Below are 21,686 nucleotides of genomic sequence, written 5' to 3' on the forward strand. Positions count from 1 at the left end.
CCGGCGCCCCCACGTTTTCCGCCCCGCGGCCCCGGGCGGCCGCCCGCCCCCGCCCGCGGGCTGGCCCGGGGCGGGGGCCCGGCCGCGGGGGCGCGGTGGCGGCACGGGCCTCCGCGCCCGCGCGGCCGGACGCCCCGCCGACGCCTACGGCGCCGCGTCCCCCGGCAGTTCCGTGACGCGTTCCAGCAGGATCGGCTCCCAGGCGCGGCGCAGGCGGGCCCGGAGGTCCGGCAGGGGGGTGTGGCCCCGGCCCTGGAGTCCCCCGGCCAGGTCGACGAGTGCGTCGCAGCGGGCCAGCCAGAGGCCGCGCAGGCAGGGGCGGGCGCCGTAGCCGGCGAGGGTGGCGGCGCGCACCGCGGCGGGGGCGCCGACGGCCGCGGCGAGTCCTGCGATGTCCTCGGCCGGGTCGCCGATCACCGCGTCGTTCCAGCCGAGGACACCGCGCACCCGCCCGTCGTCGCTGACGACGACGTGGTCCTCCCGCAGGTTGCGGTGCACCAGGACGGCCGCGCCGGGCTGGGGAGCGAGCTGGCGGGCGGCCGGGGCGGCGAACTGGGCGAGCCGGGCGGGGTCGAACTCGTCCCGCTCGGCGAGGCGCTCCGCGGCGTGCGCGGCGGCGGTGCGCACGGCCTCCAGGGAGCGGGGCGGGAAGCGTGGCACGCCGAGCGATTCGGCCTGCCGTACGGGTACCTCGCGCAGCCCCGAGAGCAGGGCCGCGAGGTCCGCCTCTCCGACCGCCGAGACGTCCCGTTCCCTTCCGGTCGAGCCGGGCAGCCGGGCGTCGAGGGTGTAGCCGAGGTCGGCGGCCCACTCCCCGTGCGCCACGCTCATCGGCACCGCCGTCCCGATGTGCGGCCGCACCAGGGCCCGCAGCCGTAGTTCACGACGCTGGCGGGCGGTGGCGTCCCGGTCGGCGGCCAGCCGCAGCACATGGCGCGTGCCGACCCACCAGGTGGCGTGCCCGCCCTCGGCGACGGGCGTCACGTCCGGTCCGTCGCCGTCGTGGAGCAGGGTGCGGACCAGTCGGCGTACGGTCTCCGCCGTCGGTGTCGGTGCCTCGGTCATGATCGCGCCGTTGTCGTCTCGGTGGGCCTGCTGCGGGTTCTGCTGCCGGGTCGGGCTGCCGTCGCGGCCTCGCGGTCGCGTCGGCGGGCGGCCACTGCCTCCTTCACTCCTTCAGTCGACCGTCGCCATCTCACGGGGCGTGTTGTTCAGGCGGCGTCCGCCGTCCTCGGTCACCGTCACGATGTCCTCGATACGGACCCCGAAGCGGCCGGGCAGATACACACCGGGCTCCACGGAGAAGCACATGCCGGGGACGAGGGGCTGCTCCTCCCCCTCGATCATGTACGGCGGCTCGTGCGTGGTGACGCCGATGCCGTGCCCGGTGCGGTGGATGAAGTACTCCCCGTACCCGGCGTCGGCGATGACCGCCCGGGCCGCCCGGTCGACGTCCTGGCAGGCCGCGCCGGGCCTGACCGCGCGGAAGCCCGCCTCCTGGGCGGCGCGCACCAGGTCGTGCACCCGGCGCTCCTCCTCGGTGGGTTCGCCGACGTGGACCGTGCGGGTGGTGTCGGAGCCGTAGCCGTGCTTGAGGCCGCCGAAGTCGAGGACGACCATGTCGCCGCGTTCGATGACGCGCTCGCCGGCCTCGTGGTGCGGGTCGGCGCCGTTGGGGCCCGAGGCGACGATGGTGAAGTCGACCTGGGAGTGGCCGAAGTGCCGTAGCAGATCGGCGAGGTCGGCGGCGACCTCCCGCTCCCGACGACCGGCGAAGGGGACCTTCCGGATCTCCTCGTACGTGGCGTCCGCGGCGGCGCCCGCGGCGGCCAGGCGGTCGAGTTCCGCGGCGTCCTTGACGGCCCGCAGCATCGGCAGGGCGCGGGTGAGCGCGACGTGGCCGGCGTCGGGCAGCCGTTCGCGCAGGCCGAGCAGGTGCAGGGCCCAGGCGTTGTCGCTGATGCCGTAGCGGCCGTGGACGGTCAGCAGGGAGGCGGCCGCCTCGTAGGGGTCCTTGCCATCGGTCCAGTCGCGCAGTGTCAGGGCGCTCCCGCCGGGCGCCCGGGCGGCGTCGGGCGCCTCCAGGGTGGGTACGACGAGGACGGGGTCGTGCCCGGTGCGCAGGACCAGCAGGGTGAGGCGTTCGGTCTCCACCGGGCGGTATCCCGTCAGCCACACCAGGTCGGGTCCGGGCGCGACGAGGACCCCGTCGAGCCCGGCCTCGGCGGCGGCGTCCGCGGCGCGCCGCATCCGGGCCGCGTAGTCCTCGGCGGTGAAGGGCGCGGGACCGTCCGTGTCGGGCGGTACGGGCGTGCCGGTCATCCATAACCTCCGCTGATCCGGGTCCTCCCAGGGTCTACGGGCAGCATCCTGCCCCTCCGCAGGGGCGGACGCGAGCCCATTGCGACCATGACGGCCCGCGGACCGGGCGGCGGATCCCGGCGCCGGCCGGGGACGGCGGTGGGCTGGCGTGAGGACGGCGGGGGCGCGGTGAGGTGACGGCGGGTGGCCGTCGGCGTGGCGCACGGTGAACGTGTGCGCCCGGCTCACGAACGGGTGAGCCGGTGGGCCGCCCCCGGGTCACCCCGAAGCTTGACGACCCACAGGCCGCGGACGACCCACAGGCCGCGGACGACCTACAGGCCGCGGTCGACCTACAGGTCGTGGGCACCCCGCGAGGTGCCCATGGATGCCTGACGGCCCCGCGCGCACCTCGACACGCCGGCGCGGCTCGCGCCCGCACCCCGCCCTGCGCGTGCCGGCGCGAGCCGCGGTGGACACAGCGGCCCGGCGTGCGGTCAGCGTGCCACCGGCGTCGTTCGCAGGGTGACGGCCGAAGCCAGGTCCGGGACGAAGCCGTGGAAGCGGCGGGCCAGGTCGTCGGCACCGTAGCGGTGGCAGTTGCGGTGCCAGTTCAGGATGGCCGCCATGTAGTTCCGCAGGTCGGCCACATAGCCGTCCATGACCTCGCGCGCCTCCTGGGAGAGTGCGAAGTCGCCGAACAGCACGGGCAGTTCGCGGGCGGCCACGTGCTGGAACTGCTCCATGCGCTGGTTCATCAGGTCGCCCACGATGCGCAGCGCCGTCGGGTAGTCGCAGCCGAAGAAGTTCTGCACCACGAGGAGCGCGTTGTGGATCTCGCCCTCGTACTGGATCTCCTTCTGGTACGAGAAGACGTCGTTGACGAGCATCGCGTAGTCGATGGCCGCGTTCTCCAGTGCGCGGACCGTACCGCTGCGGTACGCCTCGGGCGGGACCGCGGGGCCGTGGCCCATGCGGCAGAGGTTCTTCGTGAGGTCGGCGCCGAAGGTGGCGCGGCGCATCTCCAGGTAGTCGACGGGGTCCGGGATGCGGTTCTGGAGCTGGTTGGACAGCTCCCACAGCCAGCTCTCGGTCATGTCGTCCACGGCGGCGCGCAACGATCGCCGCTGCTCCGGGGTCATCCCGGCCGTGGTGCGCGCCCACAGGTCGATCAGGCCGCGTTCCATCCCGTTCGCGGGGACGGGGAACTCCTCGCCGTCGAGGGGCATGCACGACGACAGCCGCTCGGTGCACAGCCTGGCCGCGGCGAGGTCGCGGCGGTGGCCGAAGACGAGAGGGTAGTAGTCGTCGCCGTAGGTGCCCCAGGACAGCCACTGGGAGCTGAGGTCCAGCGCCTCGGGGGTCGCGTCCGGGTCGAGTCCTGACGCGCAGAGGGGCAGGTCGTACGCGGCCAGCTTGTCCTCGTCCCAGACGCCCTCCTGGAGCATGCCCATCCGGTGCATCCAGGGGGTGAGGCGACTGCGGGCGCCGGCCAGGTGCGGGCTGAGCTCGACGTCGTAGGGCATGCGGAGGTCGGGGATCAGCGAGGGCCCCACCTGCCGGAAGGGAAGGTGGGTGTACGCACGCAGCCTCCCCCACTGCCTGAAGGGCGTGGGAGGTGCCCCCATGGCCCCCGCGTCGGCGAGCAGCCCGCGCACGTCGGCGGCGGACGTGCCGAGGCCGGAGAGCCCGAAGGGGCGCTGCCGGGAGCGGGCGTTCTCGTTCATGTAGCGGCTGGAGCGCAGGTGCCATTCGTGGCCGCCGGACTGCCAGTCCTGCAGCCCCTTCGCGTACGCGGCGACGGCCGCGAGCTCGTCCGGGGTGAGACCCCTGTCCAGGGCCAGGGCGGGGACTTCCGTGAACGCGGTGTGCTCGAACTGGTGCAGACGTGAGGTGAGGATGTCGTTGACGGCGTCGGCCGCCTCCTGTGTGCCGCAGCCGAAGAAGGTCTCCAGGACGAGGACGCCGTTGCTGTTCTCACCCTCCTCCTCGACCTCGCGCTGGTAGGAGAAGAGGTCGTTGCGCAGGTGGACCGCGTCGGCGAACGTCTCCATGAGTACGCGCAGCGGGCGGGACGTCGCGACACGGTCGGGTACCTCGGCGGTGGCGTACTCGACGAGTCCCGCGGACCAGGGGGCGCCGCCCACCTTGCGGCGCATCTCGATGTACTCGACGGGGTTGGCGATCCGCCCTTCGTTGATGTTGGACAGCTCCCACAGGGATTCGTTGAGCAGGTGCTCGGTGGCGACGGCGAACCGCCTGCGCCAGTCGGAGGACATGGACGGCACCGTGCGTGCCCACAGGTCGGCAAGGCCCGCCTCCACCGGGTTCTCCGGGGCCGGTACCGCGGTGTTCAGGTCCAGGGGCATGAACAGCGGGAGGCGGTCCAGGTAGGCCTTGCCGCCCTCGCGGTCCTGGGTGCGCTTGAAGGTCTCCAGGAAGTGGTCGTCGAAGAAGAACACCCACACGTACCAGTCGGTGATCAGGGAGAGGGCCGGGGCGTCACAGTCGGGGTGGGTGTACGCGCACAGCAGCCCGTAGTCGTGCGCGTCGAGGTCGGACTGCTCCCAGATGCCGGAGCCCTCCAGCATGCCCATGGCGCGGGCCCACTGCGTGGAGTGGGCGCGCGCCTCGTCGACATGCGGGTTCAGCCGCGCGGGGTACGGCATGTAGAAGTGTGGGAGGTCGAACGGCTGCGTCATGGCCGGGTCCTGCCCGCGGGGTGTGGGAGGCATCCGTTCGGCGGGGTGTGATCACACCAACGCGTGAATCGGGGTGCGGTTCCCTGCGGGGCACGCTGGACTTGGTTCCGCCCCGCCGCCCCTGCGCCAGACGCCTGGATTCGGCGCGCCTTGTCCGGGTCCGGACCGCCCGGAGAGGCCGGCCGACAAGCAGCGGCTGACCGGCGTGGCGGGCAAGTGCCGGTACGCGGCGACCACCGCTCACCGGTCCAGAACCGCGTAACAGTCTGTGCTCAGTCGCGGCCCCCTTGCATGAGTCGGCCAAGGGCCGTGGCTGCTTGACGCAGCGCCTCCTCGGGGCAGCGCCCCTGCTCGACCAGCTCGCGACTGCCTTCGCCTCGCTCCGTCCTGCCCACGCCGCTCACCGGCCGACCGATACGGACGCCCACGCCGCTGCGCCGGCACTTCACGACGGCATCACGGACTCGTGAGCCGGGCCGATCCCCAGCCACCGGCATGGCCCGGGGACAGCCCCACCCTCGCGCGCCGGACGGCCATCACCCACCGCAGGTCACTGAGCAGTAAGAATCGAACACGACCGCAGCCGGCCCCGGCACCTCGGGGCTGGGTTCGGGGATCACGGCCTGACCTGGATCAGCGCGTGCGTGCCGCTCGTACGCCAGCGCTGTTCCTCCGCCGCGACCAGCGACGCCTCGGTCGCCGCGGTGAGGCCCACGATCACGTCGGACTTCAGGGTGCGCAGCGCCGCGACCGGGCCGGGGAAGTACGCCGTGGTGTCCGCGAACGGCGTCGTCGGCGGGTGGAGCCGGTCGCCCACCAGGCGGCGGTAGTTGAGGTCGCCCTTGAGGATCGTCAGGTCCGCCTCGGCGAACTGGGCACGCAGGTCGTCGGGCATGTCGGCGTACGGCAGCGGGGCGCAGGAGAACGGGTGCGCCCGGACCTCCAGGCGTCCGTCGGCCAGAGCGGTCCACAGGCGCTCCCCGGCGGCCGCCGCCTCGCCCTGTGCGGCGGTGAGGCGGCGTACGGCGTCCACGACGTCGGCGGTCGTGGCGTCGGAGATGTAGTAGGGATACGCCTTCACGTGCAGCAGGGCCCGCCGTACCCGGCCCTGGGCCAGCAGATGGTCCAGCAGGAGCAGGTCCGGGATCAGTTCCCGGCCCGCGTTGTCGGCGACCAGGCAGACCGTGTCGCAGGGCAGCAGGGACCACAACACGTCGCTGTCGTCGGCCACGAGCCCGGAAGCCGCCGCCGAGGCGCCGGGTGCGGACAGGCGGAAGCCGAGGTCCGCGCGGTTGCCCCAGAGCGAGCCCTGCAGCAGTGCCCGCGCCCGCGCGTCGGCCGGCTCGCCGGCCATCCGGTCCAGGGCCGCCAGTTCCTCGTCGGTCTCCGCGGAGTCGAGTTCGGCGAGTTTGAAGGGGCGGAACGGGTCGATGCCCTGCCAGGGATCCGGACCGAAGTAGCCGACCGCCTGGAGGAGGTGGCGGTAGAAGTAGCTCTCGGACCACAGGAAGGGCACCTCGAACCAGGACCGGCCCAGGTACTCCCGGGCGCCCCACTCCGCCCACCGCACGTCGTCCTCCGTGCCGAGGGGCTGGATGACGCCCTCGGTGGCGCTGGTCAGCAGCGCCTCCAGGGCGTGCCGCCGGTCGGGACCGTACGGGAAGGCGTCCCGCACCGCGCGGATCAGCGCGGGATGCCGTGCCGAGAGCACACCGTGCGGGAAGGAGCCCGGCTCGTCGGCGAGGATCACGGGGGCATCAGGCATGGTCTCGGGCTCCTCAGGGGCCGGCGGGGATCCCGGGCGGCAGGTCCACGTCCGTGAACCGCTCCTCGAGCTGCTTGTCGTAGCCGGCCTCGGTCCACACGAACTTCTTGAACTGCTCCGGCGTCAGCAGACCCTGCCACGGAGTGCCGCCGGGGCAGAACACCGACGCGCACCCGGCGCAGTGGTACGCCGGTCGCCACAGCGCCTCGGCGCGGGACTCGCCGGCGGTGACGAAGGCGCGTTCGCGGGCCTCGCGGCGGACCACGACGACCGTCCCGACCAGCAGCAGGACGGCGAGGAGCGATCCGCCGGCGGTGTAGAGGGGCTGGTGGTGCGCGACGCCGCTGTAGGCGAGGGCGGCACCGACGCCGACGATCAGCATGCCCTCCAGGAAGTGCACACAGCTGTCGAACCGTGACGGCGCGCCCGGCGACCGCGCCAGCCGGTCGGCGAGTCCGTCGCGCATGGACGCGTGATCGGCGCAGACCTCGGGGACCGCCCGTACGGCGGCCGAGCCACAGCACGGACATTTCACGTCAACCGCCCCTGGGGCCCTCTCCGTTGCCATGCGCCTACGCTAACCGGCGCGTCCACCCTCCCTCGCGCCGCCGGTCGGGCCGGCACGAGGCGCCGTACGTCTGAACAGGCGCCGTCGCATCCCCGTACTCCTCGATGCGGACCCCTCGCCCGCCGGACCCGACGCGCATGGAGACACCGGATGCCCGCTCACCGCACCGTCGCCGCGGCCGCCGTCGCCGTGGCGGCCACGCTGCTGCCCGCGACCCCGGCCCTCGCCCACGGCGCGCCCACGGATCCGGTCAGCCGGGTGGTCGCGTGCTCACCGGAGGGCGGCGAACGGGCGCGGACCGCCGCGTGCCGGGCGGCGATCGCGGCGAACGGCGCCCCGTTCACGGCCTGGGACAACCTGCGGGTGGCGGACGTGAACGGCAGGGACCGGCAGCTGATCCCCGACGGCCGGCTGTGCAGCGGAGGGCTGCCCGCGTACCAGGGCCTGGACCTGGCGCGCTCCGACTGGCCGTCGACCCGGCTCACGCCCGGGGCCACGCTGACGATGACGTACAGCTCGACGATCCCGCACACGGGCACGTTCAAACTGTTCCTGACCAGACGCGGCTACGACCCCGCGAAGCCGCTGACCTGGTCCGACCTCCCGACGAAGCCGTTCGCGGAGGTGACGGACCCGCCGCTGCGGAACGGCGCCTACCGGATCAGGGCGACGCTTCCGGCGGACCGCTCGGGGCACCACGTCCTGTACACGATCTGGCAGAACTCCAGCACGACGGACACCTACTACTCGTGCTCCGACGTGGTGTTCGCCGCGTCCGGCGGTTCGGGCGCCGGTACGGACAAGGGCGGGTCGAGCGGCACGCCGACACCGTCACCCAGCGCCCCGGCGACCACCGTGCCCGGTGCTCCGGCGACCACCGCGTCCGGCGTCCCGGCGACCACCGCGTCCGGCGTCCCGGCGACCACCGCGTCCGGCGTCCCGGCGACGACCGTACCCGGCACCCCGGCTGCGGCCGACGCGCCGCGCGAGGACGGTGGCCCCTCGGTGCCGTTGGCGGCGGGCGCGCTGCTCCTGGGGGGCGCCGCACTCGCCGTGCTGCGCCGCCGACGCGGCTGAGACGGCCGCCCCCGGTCCCGCCGGAAACCGGAGGCGGCCGTGGGCCGTCAGTTGACGGAGACCACCGGGCTGCCGGTCTGGCTGGTGTCGGTGACCGGGGCGTACTTCGCCGTGAAGTAGCCGTTGGCGAAGCACAGCGACGAGCCCGAGGTCTTGGTGAAGTGCTGGCCGGTGAAGGCGATGCTGTCGTCGGTGTTGCTCGCCGTGCCGGTCAGGCTCGGCGCTTGGTAGACGCAGGTGATCGTGCCGAGCAGGGTGCGCAGCTTGACCGTGGTCTGGACGGTGGAACCGGCGGCCGGGGTGACGGTGACGGTGCCGTCGGAGGCGACCGTGGTCGTGTAGGGCAGGTTGTCGACGGTGATGCTGCTGACGCCGAGGACGCCGGTGACGTTGCTGGTGCAGTTGCTGCTGTCGAAGCTGTGGCCGGTGAGCGACTCGGTGGCGGTGCCGGGGGCGGCCGGGTTGTCGGTGACGGTGGCGGTGAACGTCGACGAGGTGCAGGAGACACCGCTGGTGCCGGTGGCGCTGGAGTAGAGGGTGGCCGTGGTGCCGCTCGCGAGCGACGCGTTGAGGACGTCGCCGACGGCGACGGCGGTGCCGCCCGCGCCGCCGGTGGTGAGCACCGCGCCGTCCGCGGAGGCGGGGGACGACGTGGCCACGGCGAGGGCCGCGGCGGCGCCGGCGCCGGCGCCGGCGAGCAGGGATCGGGTGGTACGCATGGGGTGCTCTTTCCGAAGTGGGGGGTTGTGCCGGTGGTGGGTGGGTGCCGCTGCCGTCCCCTCACGCCTTCTCCGTACGTGACGGGACGGCAGCGGCGGCCGGGCCACCGGGGACGGTCCGTGGACAGGGCAAACCGGACGTGCCGGTGGCGCGGAAGGGTGACCGGATCGCTGGTGGATGTGAAGGATCCGTGCGGCGCACCGCGTGTGCGGAGGTGTCACCACACGCCCCGGAAGGCGGGGGCCGGGAGGGCGACGTGGGCCGCCGTGCGACGGATCCGGCGCCACGGATCCGCGGAAAACACGGGACGTTGTAGACCTGATCGATCGTCAACGTCAATACACCGAACATAAGTTGGCGTGTCGGCACGCGAGGCGCGCAGGTCGCGGCCACCGCACCGGAGGCGCCGACGACTGTGCCGGCCACCGGGCCGATCACCGGCACCACACAATCAACACGCTTCTGCCACAACTCCCTTGACCCCTGGATGTAACCCCCGGTAACTTCGGTGGTGGCCACTGCCGCACCACGAGTAAGCCCTTGCACACGCGGGAGATGTGAGGAGGCGTGCGCGGTAGCCGCTGTCCGCGCCAGGACACCGCGCCAGTGAAGCCCTATTCGCATTGACCATGCCCAGGAGCAGACATGGCCTCGTCCTCGGACGCCATGGCGTCCCCCGGTTCCACCCCCGAGCCCCCGGAAAGCGGTTCCGCCGCCGAGGGGTCACCCGCAAGACGCGGGCGAGTCCGCCTGCGCCGCGCCGCGGTGATGGCGGTGCCTGCCACCGCGATCGCCGCGGGACTCGCGATCATGACGGCCCAGGGAGCACTGGGCGTGCAGTTCGCGATCTCCGGTATGGCCTTCACGGTCACCGCCACCGACCTGAACGGCACCGGCTTCGAGCAGTTCGGCGGCCTCGACACACTGGACAAGGACAACCCGCTGAGAGACACCGTCGGTGACGAGGTGGCGGTCGTCACCTCCGTGATCAAGAACGCGACGCTCAACAAGCTGTGCCAGAGCGTCGACCTCGGCGGCTCATATCTGAAGATCACCGCGGGCGGCGGCAGGGACAAGGTCGTCGCCAGCGATCTGACCACCGACTCGACCCAGCTGACCGGTGACGCCGACTTCACCGACATCGAGATCGGCAACGACGCCGGCACGCTGAACAAAGCAGGGGTGAAGGGCCCCCACGGTGTCTTCAGCCAGCAGTCCGACACCGTGCACATCGCCAACCTGCGGCAGACCAACTACGCCACCACGGCGGGCACCTTCAAGCTGCCGGGGCTCAAGCTCAGCTTCAGCGACTCGGACTGCCCCTCATGACGAGCGGGCCGAGGGCCGCCTTCCGGCGGTGGCGGGCGAACCGGCCCTTCTGGGGCGGGCTGCTGCTCGCCCTGGGCGGGGCGGAGATCCTCCTCACCGAGAAGGCGTCGCCGAAGGTGGTCATGCACATCGGCATGCAGGGCGTCGCGGGATACCTGCTGCCGACCGTGATGGTGCTGTCCGGTCTGCTGATCCTCTTCAACCCCACCCAGCGCCTGTTCTACTCGCTCATCGGCATCCTGACGTCGCTGGGCACCTGGCTCACGTCCAACCTGGGCGGCTTCCTGATCGGCCTGCTGCTGGGCGCGGTGGGCAGCTGTCTGGCCTTCGGCTGGCTGCCGGACCAGGAGCCGCGCCGGGGCGTGCTGCGCCGCCGTCGCGACCAGGCCCCCACCGCCGGCTCGGCCGTGTCCTGACCCCTCACGCCCCTCGGCGGGCGGGCGGCCGCCCCGGTCCCACACCACAACGGGGCTCCCCTCCGGATCCCGCCCGCCGAGGCCGTACCACGAGCCGGCGTCCCCCGCGCGGTCGCCGGTCAGCGTTCCCGCTGCCTCGCGGTGACCGTGAAGCGCGCGCCGTCCGGGTCGGCCAGCACCGCCTCGCCGGCGCCCTCCTCCCACTGCAGCACGGACCCGCCGTGCGCGCGGGCCGCCAGGACGCAGGCGGTGACGTCGTCGACCGTGAAGTGGATCTGCCAGTGCGGGCGGATCGTGGGATCGGGTGCCGCCTCCACCGCCCCCGAGTGGATCCGCGCGATCACCACTCCGCTGCTGCGCAGCACGACCTCGTCGCCGTCGTAGTGGACCTCGCAGCAGCCGGGGCGCGCCGCGGCCCACTCCAGGACCTCGCCGTAGAAGATGGCGGCGTCGAAGGCGTCACGCGTGTGCAGCCTTATGAAGGTGGGCGCGGCGGCGCGCCACTCCTCCCAGTCCGTGATGAGCGGACCCTCCCAGATGCCGAACACGGCCCCGTCGCGGTCCGCGAGCAGGGCCGCCCGGCCCGGCGGGAGGGCGAGCGGTCCCACGGCCGTCGTCCCGCCGCGCTCCCGGCAGCGGGCCGCGGCGTCGTCGGCGCTGTCGACCGCGAAGTACACGGTCCAGGCCACGGCCATCTGCCACATCGAGGCGACGGCGGCGATCCCGGCGACGGGCACCCCGTCCGCGAGCGCCACCCGGAACCGGTCGCCGAGTCTGTTCGGCCGCCACTTCCAGCCGAGGACTGCCTGGTAGAACTCCTCCGCGCCCTCCAGGTCGCGGGTGGCCAGACTCACCCAGCACGGTGCGCCGAACACCGACTGACTGGTTACTTCCCCCTTGCCACGTGTCTCGTTCTTCTCCATGACCACACCGCCCGGTACGTTTTCCACGACTCCGCCTTCGGGCGCCTGAGCCGGCGCCGGGCACCTCCTGCGTCGTTCGCTGAGGGCCTCCGGGTACCCCGATCGCACCCTTGCAAGGATGCGCCACCGAACGCCGGGTTTCATCCTGAGACGGGGCAGCCGGGGCGCCTGAGGCCCGGAACCGCCTCAGGCGCCCACACCCAGCGACCAATGCGGGCTGCTGCCGACCAGGCGGCAGGCGAGGAAGTACAGCGGTATGGGGGGCGTGTACGGAGAGTCACCGTCCGGTCGGTGGAGCAGCCGGGGCCGGCCGGGGCGGGGGCCGCTCCACGAGGGGTCGCGGCGGCGTGCGTCCGCCGCCGCCGCGCCCGGTCCCACGCGCGCGTCGACGGCGTAGCTCGTCGTCGGCGGCCAGGTGACTCCTATGTCGGAGCCCGCGGGAACGATCCACCACCAGCGCAGGTCGTCGGCGAAGACGCAGCCGACGCGGGGCAGGCATTTCATGATGCGTTCACCGTGGCCCCCGGGGATGCCCACGGCGTCGTACCCGAGGGGGGCGGCCAGCTCCCCGGGGAGGGGCAGGCGGTCGGGCGGCTCGGGCGGGAGGGACGTGTGCGGGGTCGGGGAGGAAGCCGGACGGGACAGCGGGTCGAAGACGGGCGGTCGTTCCATGCGATGGGGATCCTTGTTGATCATTTGCCTCCGGGGCGCCTGAGCCGGTGCTGAGAGGCCGACCGTGCTCAGCCCTCCTTACGTCGGGCCTCCGCGCGATCGGCTTCTCAGCACCGGCGCGCCCCTTCGGCTTGGGCGGCCGGGTGGGGGTCGGGCCTGAGCGTGTGCGGGAGCTGGAGCGGGTCGATGGCGACGGTCTCGCCGGGTTCGGGTGCCAGATCGGCCCGGACGATGCGGCCGGAGCCGTCCGGGGCGTCCCGCACGCCCCAGTCGCCGCTGAGCATGCCGACCAGCATCAGCCCGCGGCCGTTCTGGTCGTCCGGCCCGGGCCGGCGCCGGGTCGGGAGCGTGCCGCCGCGGTTCTCGTCCTCGACCTCGATGCGCAGCCGGTGGCCGTCGGTACGGATCCGGCAGATGATCCGGTCACCGGCGGTGCGCTTGACCGCGTTGGTGACCAGCTCCGAGGTCACCAGCACGGCGTTGTCGGTCGTGCAGTCCCCGGTGCCCCAGTGGCCGAGCAGCCGCCGGAGGCTTGTGCGGGCCAGGCCGACGGCGGCGGGGACCGCCGGGAGGTCGAAGACACCCGTTCTCGGGTGTGCCGCGCCCGCGGGCAGGCGGGCCACGGACTGGGGGAGGGAGGGCGGAGCCATCGCCGTTCGCCTTTCGTCTGCCTGGGGACCTGGCCGGTACCCACCGCCTTCCGGCGACGGCGCGATCCTCGCGCCGCAGAGCCGAAGCAGCCCCGTCTCCCCCAACTGAGCTGCTCAGCACCATGGTTTCACCGCCCTCGGGCGGTATGAACACTGTGGCATCCGGCAACAACGCACCGCAACCAGCAAGTTGAAAATTGCAATTCGTGAGGTGCATCCTGCTCCTATCGGCGGAAGATCGTGACAGACTGCGACCGTGCATCCCGTGCGAGGGGGTAGGCGTGACCGCGGAAACCGACTGGGGCGGCGCCCCCACCGTTCTGCGCATGATCCTCGGCCGGCAGTTGGAAGAGCTGCGCACACGGGCCGGTCTGACATACGAGCAGGCCGCCGAGGCGATCGGGGTCAGCCACTCCACGATCCGCCGTATGGAGGCCGCCAAGGTGGCCCGGCTACGGATCGCGGACGTCGAGAAGCTGCTGCAGACGTACGGCGTCACGGACCGGCAGGAGATCGACACGTTCCTGAAGTCGGTCCGCGAGGCCAAAAAGCGCGGCTGGTGGCACACCTACCGCGATGTGCTGCCGGACTGGTTCGCCGCGTACCTCAGCCTGGAGCAGGCCGCCTTGCAGATCCGCGCGTACGAGGCCGAGTTCGTGCCCGGCCTGCTGCAGACGGAGGACTACGCGCGCGCCCTGCTGAGCGCCGGCAACCCGCACGCCCCGGCCGAGGCGACCGAGCGCCGGGTGGCGCTGCGCATGCGGCGCCAGGAGCTGCTGTCGCGGCCCTCGCCGCCGCACGTGTGGGTGGTGATGGACGAGACGGTGCTGCGCTGGCCGGTCGGCGGCCCGAAGGTGATGCGCGCCCAGATCGACCATCTGATCGCGATGAACGCCCTCCCCCATGTCACCTTGCAGGTCATGCCGTTCGGCAACGGCCCGCACCCGGCCATGCGCGCAGGTGCGTTCCACCTCTTCCGGTTCCGGGCGCCCGAGCTGCCGGACATCGCCTATCTGAGCGGTCTCGTGGGCGCCGTCTACCTGGACAAGGCGGACGACGTCGTGGTCTACCGCGAGGCCCTGGACCGGTTGGGCGCCCAGTCCGCGCCCGCGAAGAAGACCGAGGCCGTCCTCGGCGCGATCCGCAAGGAGTTGTGAGAAGTGCAGGACCCGATACGCACCTGTATGCCGTCCCACGCCCTCGGCGCCCGCGGCTGGTCCAAGCCCTGGAGCGACGACGCGGGCGGCGCCTGTGTGGAGGCGAAGAAACTGGCCGACGGCAGCGTGGCTCTGCGGCAGTCCACGGACCCCGACGGCCCGGCGCTGGTGCTCGGCCGCACCGAGATGGCGGGCTTCCTGGCGAGCGTGAAGGCGGGCGAGGCCGACTTCCTGCTGTGACGCGCGGCCGCACGCCGCTGCCGATCCTCTTTTATCTCTGCGTCCTGTGTGTTCGTCTCTGCGTCCTCAGCAGAGCCTTCCCTCCCACCCCACGACCGAGACCCCACAACCGAGACCCGGAAGAGGAGACGGCGTTGCCCGACAACGGATGGCCTGCCGACCGCATCGACACCGAGAGCGCGCACTCGGCGCGCATCTACGACTACATCCTGGGCGGCAAGGACTACTACCCCCCCGACAAGGAGGCGGGCGACGCCATGGCACGGGAGTGGCCCGCCCTGCCCATCCACATGCGTGCCAACCGGGACTGGATGAACCGGGCGGTGCGCCGGCTCGCCGAGGAGGCGGGCATACGCACATCGGCACCGGCATCCCCACCTCCCCCAAGCTGCACGAGATCGCCCAGTCGGTGGCGCCCGAGTCACGGGTGGTGTACGTCGACAACGACCCCATCGTGCTCACCCTGTCCCAGGGGCTGCTGGCCAGCGCGCCCGAGGGGAAGACGTCGTACATCGAGGCCGACTTCCGCGACCCCGAGGCCATCCTGGGTGCCCCCGAGTTCCGGGAGACCCTGGATCTCGGCAGGCCGGTCGCCCTCACTGTCATCGCGATCGTCCACTTCATGCTGGACGAGGACGACGCGGTGGGGATCGTACGGCGGTTGCTCGAACCGCTGCCGTCCGGAAGCTACCTGGCGATGACCATCGGGACCGCCGAGTTCGCGCCCGAGGAGGTGGGCCGGGTGGCACGGGAGTACGCGGCCCGCAACATGCCGATGCGGCTGCGGACGATCGACGAGGCCCACGAGTTCTTCGAGGGGCTTCAGTTGGTGGAGCCGGGGATCGTCCAGGTGCACAAGTGGCACCCGGACGGCACGGGGGAACAGGGTGTTCGGGACGAGGACATCGCGATGTACGGGGCGATCGCCCGTAAGCCGTAGCTCACGGCACCGCGCCCCCTGTCGAGGCCGTTCGGCTACGACTCCGCGTGCAAGGCAGGAGTTCGGCCGCCGCCGTCATGTCCGCCGCCAGGGGGCGATCGTCCGTGCCGTCCCGGCAGGACGGCGTCGGCCGTCCGTCGTGAAGGCCGGTACGGCGGGCGGGGTGGAGCGCAGGCGCAACCCCCGTACGTCGACGATCAGTTCCGCGACCAGGACCGTACGACGACGCGGGTGCCCGCCCCGGAGGGGGCGGGCACCCGCGTCGGCCGTCCGCGGTGGTGTCCACGGCGTGGACGTCAGTCCAGGCCTGCCGACTTCAGCCAGGCCTTGGCGACGTCGAGCGGGTCCTTGTTCTGGAGCTGCACCTGGGTGTCCAGGTCCAGCAGGGCCGCCGTGTCGAGCTTGGCCGAGACCGCGTTGAGCGCGTCGACGCCCTTCTGGTCGAGCCCGCTCTTGTAGACGAGCGGCTGCACGTTCTCGAACCCGAAGAGGTTCTTCGGGTCCTGCAGGACGACGAACTTCTCCTTAATGATGATCGGGTCCGTGGTGAAGATGTCGGCCACCTGCACGGTGTTCTTCTTCAGCGCCGCCTGGGTGAGCGGGCCGCCCGCGTCGAGCGCCTTGAAGGACTTGAACTGCAGGCCGTAGACGCTCTTCAGGCCGAGCAGGCCCTGCTGCCGGGTCTGGAACTCCGGCGAGGCGCCGATCACCAGGTCCTTGGCGGTGTCCTTGAGGTCGGCGATGGAGGACTTCTCGGTGAGGTTGTACTTCTTCGCCGTGTCCTGGTTGACGGTGACGGAGTCCTTGTCCTGCGCGGGCGCCGGTTCCAGGAGCGTCAGCTTGGAGTCCAGCTCGGCGTTGATGGCGGCCGTGGTGGCGGCGACCGTCTTCGGGGCGGCGTTCTTGTCGAGGTAGGCCAGCAGCGCGCCGCTGTACTCGGGCAGGACCGTGATGGAGCCGTTCTTCAGCAGGCCGTACGTCGTCTCGCGACTGCCGATGTTGGGCTTGTAGGTGACCTTGACGCCCTTGGCCTTCAGGGCCTCGCCGTAGACGTCGGCGAGCAGGATGCTCTCGGAGAAGTTGTTGGAGCCGACGACGACCGTGTCGCCGCTCGCCTTGCCGCCCTGGAGCGGGTCGTCGGACTTGGTGTCGGAGGACGAGGAACACCCCGCGAGCAGTGCCGCCGTGGCGGCGAGGGCGACGGTGGCCGCGCCGGGGAGTCTCCTGCTGGACGTGCTGGTGTTCGCGGTAGAAGTCACGGTTCCCGTTCCGGGCTCGGGTGTTGGGCAGGGCGGGGCAGAACTGTGCGGCGTGCGGGCACCGCACTGTGCGATCCAATCCAGCCGGTTCTCGGTCAGTCAAGAGAATTCCGATCACCGATTGACCTCGAAGCATGGCTGGTTACGGACGTCCGGTTGTGAAGAGGCGGCGGACGGACGGAGGTGGAACCGGGCGTTCTTGTAACGGATTCTTGACGTGGGACCACGGAAAGCGGTCACCAAGAGGCGGTAGCCTCCCGGAAGTTGGCGACGGGTTCCAGTGTGGGCCGACAACGGCGTGCCGGGCCGCCTTGTGCCGTTTCCCGCCGACCCATGCCGGTTTCCCGCGTGCCCCGACCGATTCATTACGGCCACGTGAAATCTTCGCGCCCGCAGACGCCTTCGAAGGAGGCTTGGTGTCCACGAACGAGGTGGACACGCCGGCCTGTCCGGCGCCGTCGCCCCCGGAGGGCGGCCCAAGCGGCTTCGCCGGCCGGTGGCCGTTCAGGCGCAAGCTCAACGTCCTCGTCGGCGTACCGCCGCACGCCGACGTCACGCACGACGCATCCGTTCTGCGCAGGGTTATCGATGGCCTCCGCGCCGTCCCCGACTCCCGGGGGGAACTTCGTGACACCGACTGAACCGGTCGCCGGCGGCACGGTCGTACGCCTTCGACGGGAGGGTGGAGTACGACGTCGACCAGGTCCGCTGGGCGCTCGATGTCTCCGACCACGTCCCGGTCATCGTGTTCGACGCCCGCGAGCGCGGCTCGGTCCGCGACGCGCTGCTCGTCGTCCTGGAGCTGGCGCCGGCCCGTTCGGAGGGCTGACGCACGGCGCGCGAGGGCCCGGGGAGCCCCACGTTCCCCGGGCCCTCGCGCGTGTCGTTCAGGCGCTCCTGCGCACTCCCGGCGACACCGCGGCCCGCGACACCGCCCAGAACACCGTGAGCGTCGCGAGCGCCAGCACGGCCACCAGGGTGGCCCCGCCCACGACCTTCTCGTAGTCGCGCTGGTAGAGCCCGTCCACGATGTAGCGGCCGAGGCCGCCGAGGCTGACGTACGCGGCGATGGTGGCCGTCGAGACGATCTGGATGGCCGCCGAGCGCAGACCGCTGAGGATCAGCGGCAGCGCCACGGGCGCCTCGACCTGGAACAGGATCCTGGGCTCGCTCATGCCCATGCCCCGCGCGGCGTCCACCGGTGAGGGGTCGACGGAGCGCACGGCCTCGTACGTGGTCACCAGGATCGGCGGCACGGCCAGCACCACCAGCGGGATCATGACCGGCAGCAGTCCGAGGCCGAGCAGCACGAACATCAGGACCAGCAGACCGAAGCTGGGCAGTGCGCGGGCGGCGGTGGCGACGAACGCGAGGACGTTGCCGCCACGCCCGGTGTGGCCGGTGAGCAGACCCACCGGCAGCCCGATGGCGGCGGCGATGGCGAGGGCCGTCAGGGAGTACTGGACGTGTTCGAGCAGGCGTTGCGGGATGCCGTCGTAGCCGTGCCAGTGGGCGCTGTCGCTGAAGAACGCGTTGACGAAGTTGAGGACGTTCACCGGGCCGCGTCCTTGAGGGCGAGTGCGGACGGTTCGGGCCGTGCGGCGGCCTTCCGCCTCCTGCCGGTGCCGCGCGGCATCCACGGCGTCAGCAGGAGGCGTACCAAAACGAGGAGGGCGTCGACGAGGATCGCGAGGACGGCCGTGGTGACCACGGAGTTCACCGCGAGGACGGGCCGGTGGTAGAACATCGCGTCGGCGAGGAGGTTGCCGAGCGCGCCCTGGTTGCCGATGAGGGCGCCGACGCTGACCAGGCTGATGCTGGAGACGGTGGCAACCCTGAGGCCTGCCAGGATGGCTGGCGCGGCGATCGGCAACTGCACCTGGAGGTAGCGGCGTACGGGCCCGATGCCCATGGCGGTGGCCGCCGCCAGCGTCTCCTGCGGCACCGAGCGGACACCGTCCACGATCGCCGGTACCAGCACCACCAGGCTGTACACGGCCAGCGGGATCATCACGGTGAGCTCGCTCTGGCCAGTGTAGTCGATGAGGACGACGAAGAACGCCAGCGACGGGATGGCGTACAGGACCGTCGTCACACCGAGGACGGGCGGGTACAGCCAGCGGAACCGCACGCACAACTGGGCGATCGGCAGGGCGGCGACCAGGCCGGCGAGGACCGGCAGCAGGGCCTCCCTCAGGTGCAGTCCGATCAGCCCCAGCCAGCTGTGCTGGAGGTCGCTCGGGATGTCGAAGAACCCGTTCATCCGGCGACCTTCGTGTCGCTGACGCCCTCGGCGTGGGCGCTGCGTATCGCCTCGGCGATGGTCGCCTGCGAGACCACGCCGGCCACCCGGCCGCTGTCGTCCACCGCGACGGCCCACCCGGTGGGTGAGAGCACGGCGCCGTCGAGCGCGGCGCGCAGCGAGTCCTTGCCGTGGGCGAACGGCCGCCCGTACGGCAGCAGTCGCTCCGGCGCGATGTCACCGGCGGTCAGTTCGCCCGCCTCGCTCCAGCCGAGAGGTCTGCCGTCGAGGTCGGTGACCAGCAGATACGGCACCTCGGGCGTGACGCGGGAGGCGATCTGCTCGGCGGTGGAGCCGACGGCGACGATCGGGGCCTTCTGCAACTGAAGGGCCTCGGAGGTGAAGAACGACAGCCGCCGGATGCCGCGGTCCGTGCCGAGGAAGTCCTCCACGAAGGCGTCGGCGGGGGACGACAGCAGTTCGGCGGGCGGTGCGAACTGGGCGAGCCGGCCGCCGGTGCGCAGGACGGCGACCATGGTGCCGAGCCGGATCGCCTCGTCGATGTCATGGGTGACGAAGACGATGGTCTTGCCCAACTCGTCCTGGATCCTGAGCAGTTCCTCCTGCAGGCCCTTGCGGACGATCGGGTCGACGGCGGAGAACGGCTCGTCCATCAGCAGCACCGGCGGGTCGGCGGCGAGTGCCCGGGCCACGCCGACGCGCTGCTGCTGTCCGCCGGAGAGCTGGTAGGGGTACCGCTTGGCGAGGGAGGCGTCGAGCCCGACCCGTTCCATCAGCTCCCGGGCCCGGTCGCGGGCGCGGTCCTTGCTCCAGCCGAGCAGCCGGGGCACGGTGGCGATGTTGTCGACGATGGTGCGGTGCGGGAACAGCCCGGCGTTCTGGATCACGTACCCCATGGACCGGCGCAGGACGTTGACCGGCTGCTTGCCGATGTCGACGCCGTCGAGGGTGATCGTGCCCTCGCTCGGCTCGACCATCCGGTTGATCATGCGCAGGGTCGTGGTCTTGCCGCAGCCCGAGGGGCCGACGAGGACGGTGATCGAGTGGCCCGGTATCTCCAGAGACAGCCCGTCGACCGCCACCGTGCCGTCCGGATACCGCTTCGTGACTGAATCTATCCGTATCAAAACGCCGAATGCCCTTCGGGTGTGGCGGAGAGCGGCCTCAACTCGGCCGATGTCGCACGGGCCGTTGCGGGGAGAGTGTAGACGGCGTGTGTTGCGGCACCGTGGCGCGTGCGACGGGACCTCGAGGGAGCCGCCGGGGCAGGGCCCAGGTGAATCCTTGGCTTGCGGGTTTGCGCAAATCCGCAGGCGAGGGAGAGCATGACCGGCATGCCGCTGAACGAGATGGCCATGACGACAGCGAGCCTGCCGGAGCTCACCACGGGACGGCTGCTGTCCTCGTGGCACCTAGACGTCCCGGCGCTCCTCCTGGTCCTCCTCCTCGGCACGCTCTACGGGTGGGGCGTCCTGAGGCTGAGACGCCGGGGCCAGCCCTGGCCCGTGGCCCGCACCGCCACTTTCGCCCTGCTGGGCCTCGGCACGCTCGTCGTGGCGACCATGTCCGCGCTCGCGGTGTACGACCACGCGCTGTTCTGGCCCGCCGCGGTGCAGAACATCCTGCTCGACCTGATCGCTCCCCTCGGCCTGGCGCTCGGCGACCCGCTGCACCTCGCGGTCCGCGCCCTGCCCGAGCGTGCCTCGGGGCGGGTGCGGCGTGCGATGACCGGGCGGGTGGTGCGACTGCTCACCTTCCCTCTGGTCAGCACGGCCCTGGTACTCACCACCGAGCTGACGGTGTACTTCACGCCGTACTTCGCGACCGCCCTGCGCCTCGGCTGGCTGCACGAGCTGATGTATCTCCACCTGCTGCTGGCCGGGACCCTTTTCGTCGTGCCGGTCCTCACCCACGAGGGGGCGCTGCCCGCCTGGTGCACCCACCCGGTGCGCGCGGCGCTGGTGTTCGTGGACGGGATCATCGACGCGGTACCGGGGATCGTGGTGATGACCCACGGCACGCTGATCGCCGGTGCCTGGTACCTGCGCCACGCCCCGCCGTGGGATCCGGACGTGCACCACGACCAGCAGCTCGGCGGCGGCGCGATGGTCAGCATCGCGGAACTCGTGGCGCTGCCCTTCCTGCTCGCGATCCTGGTGCAGTGGGCGCGCACCGAACGCGCCCAGGCCGTCGCGCTGGACCGCCGCCTGGAGACGGAGCTGGTCCCCGCGGCCCCCGCCCCCGGGCAGACGGCCGACGAGGACCGCGTACGCCCCTGGTGGGAGACCGAGGACAACGAGGTGGCCCAGCGCATCCGCCGGCAGCGGAACTGACGCGCTCACCGGGAGGCTCGGGCGAGGCCGAACCAGCCGAGGACGGTCTGCACGAGCAGGATCGTGGACATGGTGGCCACGCCGACGACCACGGCGGTGGCGGTGATGCGGTAGCGGGGCCCGTTGGCGGCCGGTCCGAGCACGGTGCGGCGGTTGGTCAGCACCAGCAGGGAGACCAGGACGACCGGGCTGATCAGGCCCTGCAGGACCTGGGTGCCGATCAGCAGCCGGATGACGTCGATCGGGGTCATGGCCAGGGTGGAGCCCAGGACGATCCGTGCGGTGAACAGGCCGAGGGAGAGCGGGGCGTCGCGGAAGCCACCGCCGCCGCGATCGGCGGAACCGGCCCACCATCGTGCCACCGGGCGACA

General features: G+C 72.0%; 20 protein-coding genes and 3 pseudogenes. 9 read left to right on the plus strand and 14 right to left on the minus strand.

What is annotated here, in order from left to right; translation table 11 throughout:
• Window positions 1–144 precede the first annotated feature (144 nt).
• The 5 genes from AB0N14_RS16265 to AB0N14_RS16285 all read right to left on the minus strand — a co-directional run bounded on the left by AB0N14_RS16265 (window position 145) and on the right by AB0N14_RS16285 (window position 7,234).
• Window positions 145–1,065: an aminoglycoside phosphotransferase family protein gene (locus AB0N14_RS16265; RefSeq protein ID WP_366026299.1), complete on the minus strand. Its 921-nt coding sequence runs from the start codon at window positions 1,063–1,065 to the stop codon at window positions 145–147.
• A gap of 111 nt (window positions 1,066–1,176) precedes the next feature.
• Window positions 1,177–2,322 (minus strand): aminopeptidase P family protein, encoded by a 1,146-nt coding sequence (locus tag AB0N14_RS16270; protein WP_366026300.1) that lies wholly within the window; start codon window positions 2,320–2,322, stop codon window positions 1,177–1,179.
• A gap of 476 nt (window positions 2,323–2,798) precedes the next feature.
• Window positions 2,799–5,003: a germacradienol/geosmin synthase Cyc2 gene (gene cyc2, locus AB0N14_RS16275; protein WP_366026301.1), complete on the minus strand. Its 2,205-nt coding sequence runs from the start codon at window positions 5,001–5,003 to the stop codon at window positions 2,799–2,801.
• Window positions 5,004–5,619: 616 nt separating this feature from the next.
• Window positions 5,620–6,768: a damage-control phosphatase ARMT1 family protein gene (locus tag AB0N14_RS16280; protein WP_366026302.1), complete on the minus strand. Its 1,149-nt coding sequence runs from the start codon at window positions 6,766–6,768 to the stop codon at window positions 5,620–5,622.
• 13 nt (window positions 6,769–6,781) lie between these two features.
• Window positions 6,782–7,234, minus strand: coding sequence for a hypothetical protein (locus AB0N14_RS16285; protein ID WP_366026303.1), 453 nt, complete (start codon window positions 7,232–7,234; stop codon window positions 6,782–6,784).
• Window positions 7,235–7,486: 252 nt separating this feature from the next.
• Here AB0N14_RS16285 and AB0N14_RS16290 point away from each other — a divergent pair, with 252 nt between their 5' ends.
• Window positions 7,487–8,413 carry a lytic polysaccharide monooxygenase gene (locus AB0N14_RS16290; RefSeq protein WP_366026304.1) on the plus strand — a complete coding sequence of 309 codons (927 nt, stop codon included), beginning with the start codon at window positions 7,487–7,489 and terminating at the stop codon, window positions 8,411–8,413.
• Window positions 8,414–8,460: 47 nt separating this feature from the next.
• Here the strand turns inward: AB0N14_RS16290 and AB0N14_RS16295 are convergent, their stop codons facing one another.
• Window positions 8,461–9,132 (minus strand): Tat pathway signal sequence domain protein, encoded by a 672-nt coding sequence (locus AB0N14_RS16295; RefSeq protein ID WP_366026305.1) that lies wholly within the window; start codon window positions 9,130–9,132, stop codon window positions 8,461–8,463.
• A 646-nt stretch (window positions 9,133–9,778) separates the two neighbouring features.
• Here AB0N14_RS16295 and AB0N14_RS16300 point away from each other — a divergent pair.
• A complete protein-coding gene (locus AB0N14_RS16300) occupies window positions 9,779–10,462 on the plus strand; it encodes a DUF6230 family protein (RefSeq protein ID WP_366026306.1) in 684 nt (227 codons plus the stop codon).
• A complete protein-coding gene (locus tag AB0N14_RS16305) occupies window positions 10,459–10,878 on the plus strand; it encodes a DUF6114 domain-containing protein (protein ID WP_366026307.1) in 420 nt (139 codons plus the stop codon). The genes AB0N14_RS16300 and AB0N14_RS16305 overlap by 4 nt, the downstream gene beginning before the upstream one ends.
• Before the next feature lie 119 nt (window positions 10,879–10,997).
• Here AB0N14_RS16305 and AB0N14_RS16310 read toward each other — a convergent pair whose 3' ends face one another.
• The 3 genes from AB0N14_RS16310 to AB0N14_RS16320 all read right to left on the minus strand — a co-directional run bounded on the left by AB0N14_RS16310 (window position 10,998) and on the right by AB0N14_RS16320 (window position 13,123).
• The gene (locus AB0N14_RS16310; protein WP_366026418.1) at window positions 10,998–11,801 is read right to left on the minus strand and encodes a VOC family protein; all 804 of its coding nucleotides are present in this window, start codon (window positions 11,799–11,801) and stop codon (window positions 10,998–11,000) included.
• Window positions 11,802–11,987: 186 nt separating this feature from the next.
• Window positions 11,988–12,473 (minus strand): hypothetical protein, encoded by a 486-nt coding sequence (locus AB0N14_RS16315; protein ID WP_366026308.1) that lies wholly within the window; start codon window positions 12,471–12,473, stop codon window positions 11,988–11,990.
• A gap of 107 nt (window positions 12,474–12,580) precedes the next feature.
• Window positions 12,581–13,123 (minus strand): ATP-binding protein, encoded by a 543-nt coding sequence (locus AB0N14_RS16320; protein ID WP_366026309.1) that lies wholly within the window; start codon window positions 13,121–13,123, stop codon window positions 12,581–12,583.
• Between the two features lie 281 nt (window positions 13,124–13,404).
• Here AB0N14_RS16320 and AB0N14_RS16325 point away from each other — a divergent pair, with 281 nt between their 5' ends.
• From AB0N14_RS16325 to AB0N14_RS16335, 3 genes and pseudogenes are all read left to right on the plus strand, one after another.
• The gene (locus tag AB0N14_RS16325; protein ID WP_366026311.1) at window positions 13,405–14,280 is read left to right on the plus strand and encodes a helix-turn-helix transcriptional regulator; all 876 of its coding nucleotides are present in this window, start codon (window positions 13,405–13,407) and stop codon (window positions 14,278–14,280) included.
• A 3-nt stretch (window positions 14,281–14,283) separates the two neighbouring features.
• Entirely contained in the window at window positions 14,284–14,520 is a 237-nt protein-coding gene (locus tag AB0N14_RS16330; RefSeq protein WP_366026312.1) for a DUF397 domain-containing protein, read from the plus strand.
• 134 nt (window positions 14,521–14,654) lie between these two features.
• Window positions 14,655–15,460 (plus strand): annotated as a pseudogene (locus AB0N14_RS16335) (SAM-dependent methyltransferase).
• Window positions 15,461–15,756: 296 nt separating this feature from the next.
• Here the strand turns inward: AB0N14_RS16335 and AB0N14_RS16340 are convergent.
• On the minus strand, window positions 15,757–16,719 hold the full coding sequence (locus AB0N14_RS16340; RefSeq protein ID WP_366026313.1) for an ABC transporter substrate-binding protein: 963 nt from the start codon (window positions 16,717–16,719) through the stop codon (window positions 15,757–15,759).
• 539 nt (window positions 16,720–17,258) lie between these two features.
• Between AB0N14_RS16340 and AB0N14_RS16345 the strand changes: the two are divergent.
• Together AB0N14_RS16345 and AB0N14_RS16350 are read left to right on the plus strand one after the other, a co-directional pair.
• Window positions 17,259–17,360 (plus strand): annotated as a pseudogene (locus tag AB0N14_RS16345) (multi-component regulatory system-4); the annotation flags it as partial.
• Window positions 17,361–17,386: 26 nt separating this feature from the next.
• Window positions 17,387–17,548, plus strand: a pseudogene (locus AB0N14_RS16350) (ATP-binding protein); the annotation flags it as partial.
• A 58-nt stretch (window positions 17,549–17,606) separates the two neighbouring features.
• On the opposite strand, the gene AB0N14_RS16355 reads toward AB0N14_RS16350, so the two are convergent.
• From AB0N14_RS16355 to AB0N14_RS16365, 3 genes are read right to left on the minus strand one after another with little or no spacing between them, the layout of a single operon-like run.
• The gene (locus AB0N14_RS16355; protein ID WP_366026314.1) at window positions 17,607–18,275 is read right to left on the minus strand and encodes an ABC transporter permease; all 669 of its coding nucleotides are present in this window, start codon (window positions 18,273–18,275) and stop codon (window positions 17,607–17,609) included.
• Window positions 18,272–18,982, minus strand: coding sequence for an ABC transporter permease subunit (locus AB0N14_RS16360; protein WP_366026315.1), 711 nt, complete (start codon window positions 18,980–18,982; stop codon window positions 18,272–18,274). Before AB0N14_RS16360 ends, AB0N14_RS16355 begins: the two co-directional genes overlap by 4 nt.
• Window positions 18,979–20,109 (minus strand): ABC transporter ATP-binding protein, encoded by a 1,131-nt coding sequence (locus tag AB0N14_RS16365; protein ID WP_366026316.1) that lies wholly within the window; start codon window positions 20,107–20,109, stop codon window positions 18,979–18,981. The genes AB0N14_RS16360 and AB0N14_RS16365 overlap by 4 nt, the downstream gene beginning before the upstream one ends.
• Before the next feature lie 198 nt (window positions 20,110–20,307).
• Here AB0N14_RS16365 and AB0N14_RS16370 point away from each other — a divergent pair, with 198 nt between their 5' ends.
• Entirely contained in the window at window positions 20,308–21,315 is a 1,008-nt protein-coding gene (locus AB0N14_RS16370; protein WP_366026317.1) for a cytochrome c oxidase assembly protein, read from the plus strand.
• A 5-nt stretch (window positions 21,316–21,320) separates the two neighbouring features.
• Here the strand turns inward: AB0N14_RS16370 and AB0N14_RS16375 are convergent, their stop codons facing one another.
• Entirely contained in the window at window positions 21,321–21,677 is a 357-nt protein-coding gene (locus AB0N14_RS16375; RefSeq protein WP_366026318.1) for a hypothetical protein, read from the minus strand.
• Between the last annotated feature and the right edge of the window lie 9 nt (window positions 21,678–21,686).

The organism is Streptomyces sp. NPDC051104, assembly GCF_040682835.1.
Classification (GTDB): domain Bacteria; phylum Actinomycetota; class Actinomycetes; order Streptomycetales; family Streptomycetaceae; genus Streptomyces; species Streptomyces cynarae.

What these genes read in the sequence shown, in the direction of transcription:
- AB0N14_RS16265 (WP_366026299.1), bottom strand. Translation starts at nt 1,065, where the DNA reads ATGACCGAGGCACCGACACCGACGGCGGAGACCGTACGCCGACTGGTC.
- AB0N14_RS16270 (WP_366026300.1), bottom strand. Translation starts at nt 2,322, where the DNA reads ATGACCGGCACGCCCGTACCGCCCGACACGGACGGTCCCGCGCCCTTC.
- cyc2 (WP_366026301.1), bottom strand. Translation starts at nt 5,003, where the DNA reads ATGACGCAGCCGTTCGACCTCCCACACTTCTACATGCCGTACCCCGCG.
- AB0N14_RS16280 (WP_366026302.1), bottom strand. Translation starts at nt 6,768, where the DNA reads ATGCCTGATGCCCCCGTGATCCTCGCCGACGAGCCGGGCTCCTTCCCG.
- AB0N14_RS16285 (WP_366026303.1), bottom strand. Translation starts at nt 7,234, where the DNA reads ATGCGCGACGGACTCGCCGACCGGCTGGCGCGGTCGCCGGGCGCGCCG.
- AB0N14_RS16290 (WP_366026304.1), top strand. Translation starts at nt 7,487, where the DNA reads ATGCCCGCTCACCGCACCGTCGCCGCGGCCGCCGTCGCCGTGGCGGCC.
- AB0N14_RS16295 (WP_366026305.1), bottom strand. Translation starts at nt 9,132, where the DNA reads ATGCGTACCACCCGATCCCTGCTCGCCGGCGCCGGCGCCGGCGCCGCC.
- AB0N14_RS16300 (WP_366026306.1), top strand. Translation starts at nt 9,779, where the DNA reads ATGGCCTCGTCCTCGGACGCCATGGCGTCCCCCGGTTCCACCCCCGAG.
- AB0N14_RS16305 (WP_366026307.1), top strand. Translation starts at nt 10,459, where the DNA reads ATGACGAGCGGGCCGAGGGCCGCCTTCCGGCGGTGGCGGGCGAACCGG.
- AB0N14_RS16310 (WP_366026418.1), bottom strand. Translation starts at nt 11,801, where the DNA reads ATGGAGAAGAACGAGACACGTGGCAAGGGGGAAGTAACCAGTCAGTCG.
- AB0N14_RS16315 (WP_366026308.1), bottom strand. Translation starts at nt 12,473, where the DNA reads ATGGAACGACCGCCCGTCTTCGACCCGCTGTCCCGTCCGGCTTCCTCC.
- AB0N14_RS16320 (WP_366026309.1), bottom strand. Translation starts at nt 13,123, where the DNA reads ATGGCTCCGCCCTCCCTCCCCCAGTCCGTGGCCCGCCTGCCCGCGGGC.
- AB0N14_RS16360 (WP_366026315.1), bottom strand. Translation starts at nt 18,982, where the DNA reads ATGAACGGGTTCTTCGACATCCCGAGCGACCTCCAGCACAGCTGGCTG.
- AB0N14_RS16370 (WP_366026317.1), top strand. Translation starts at nt 20,308, where the DNA reads ATGACCGGCATGCCGCTGAACGAGATGGCCATGACGACAGCGAGCCTG.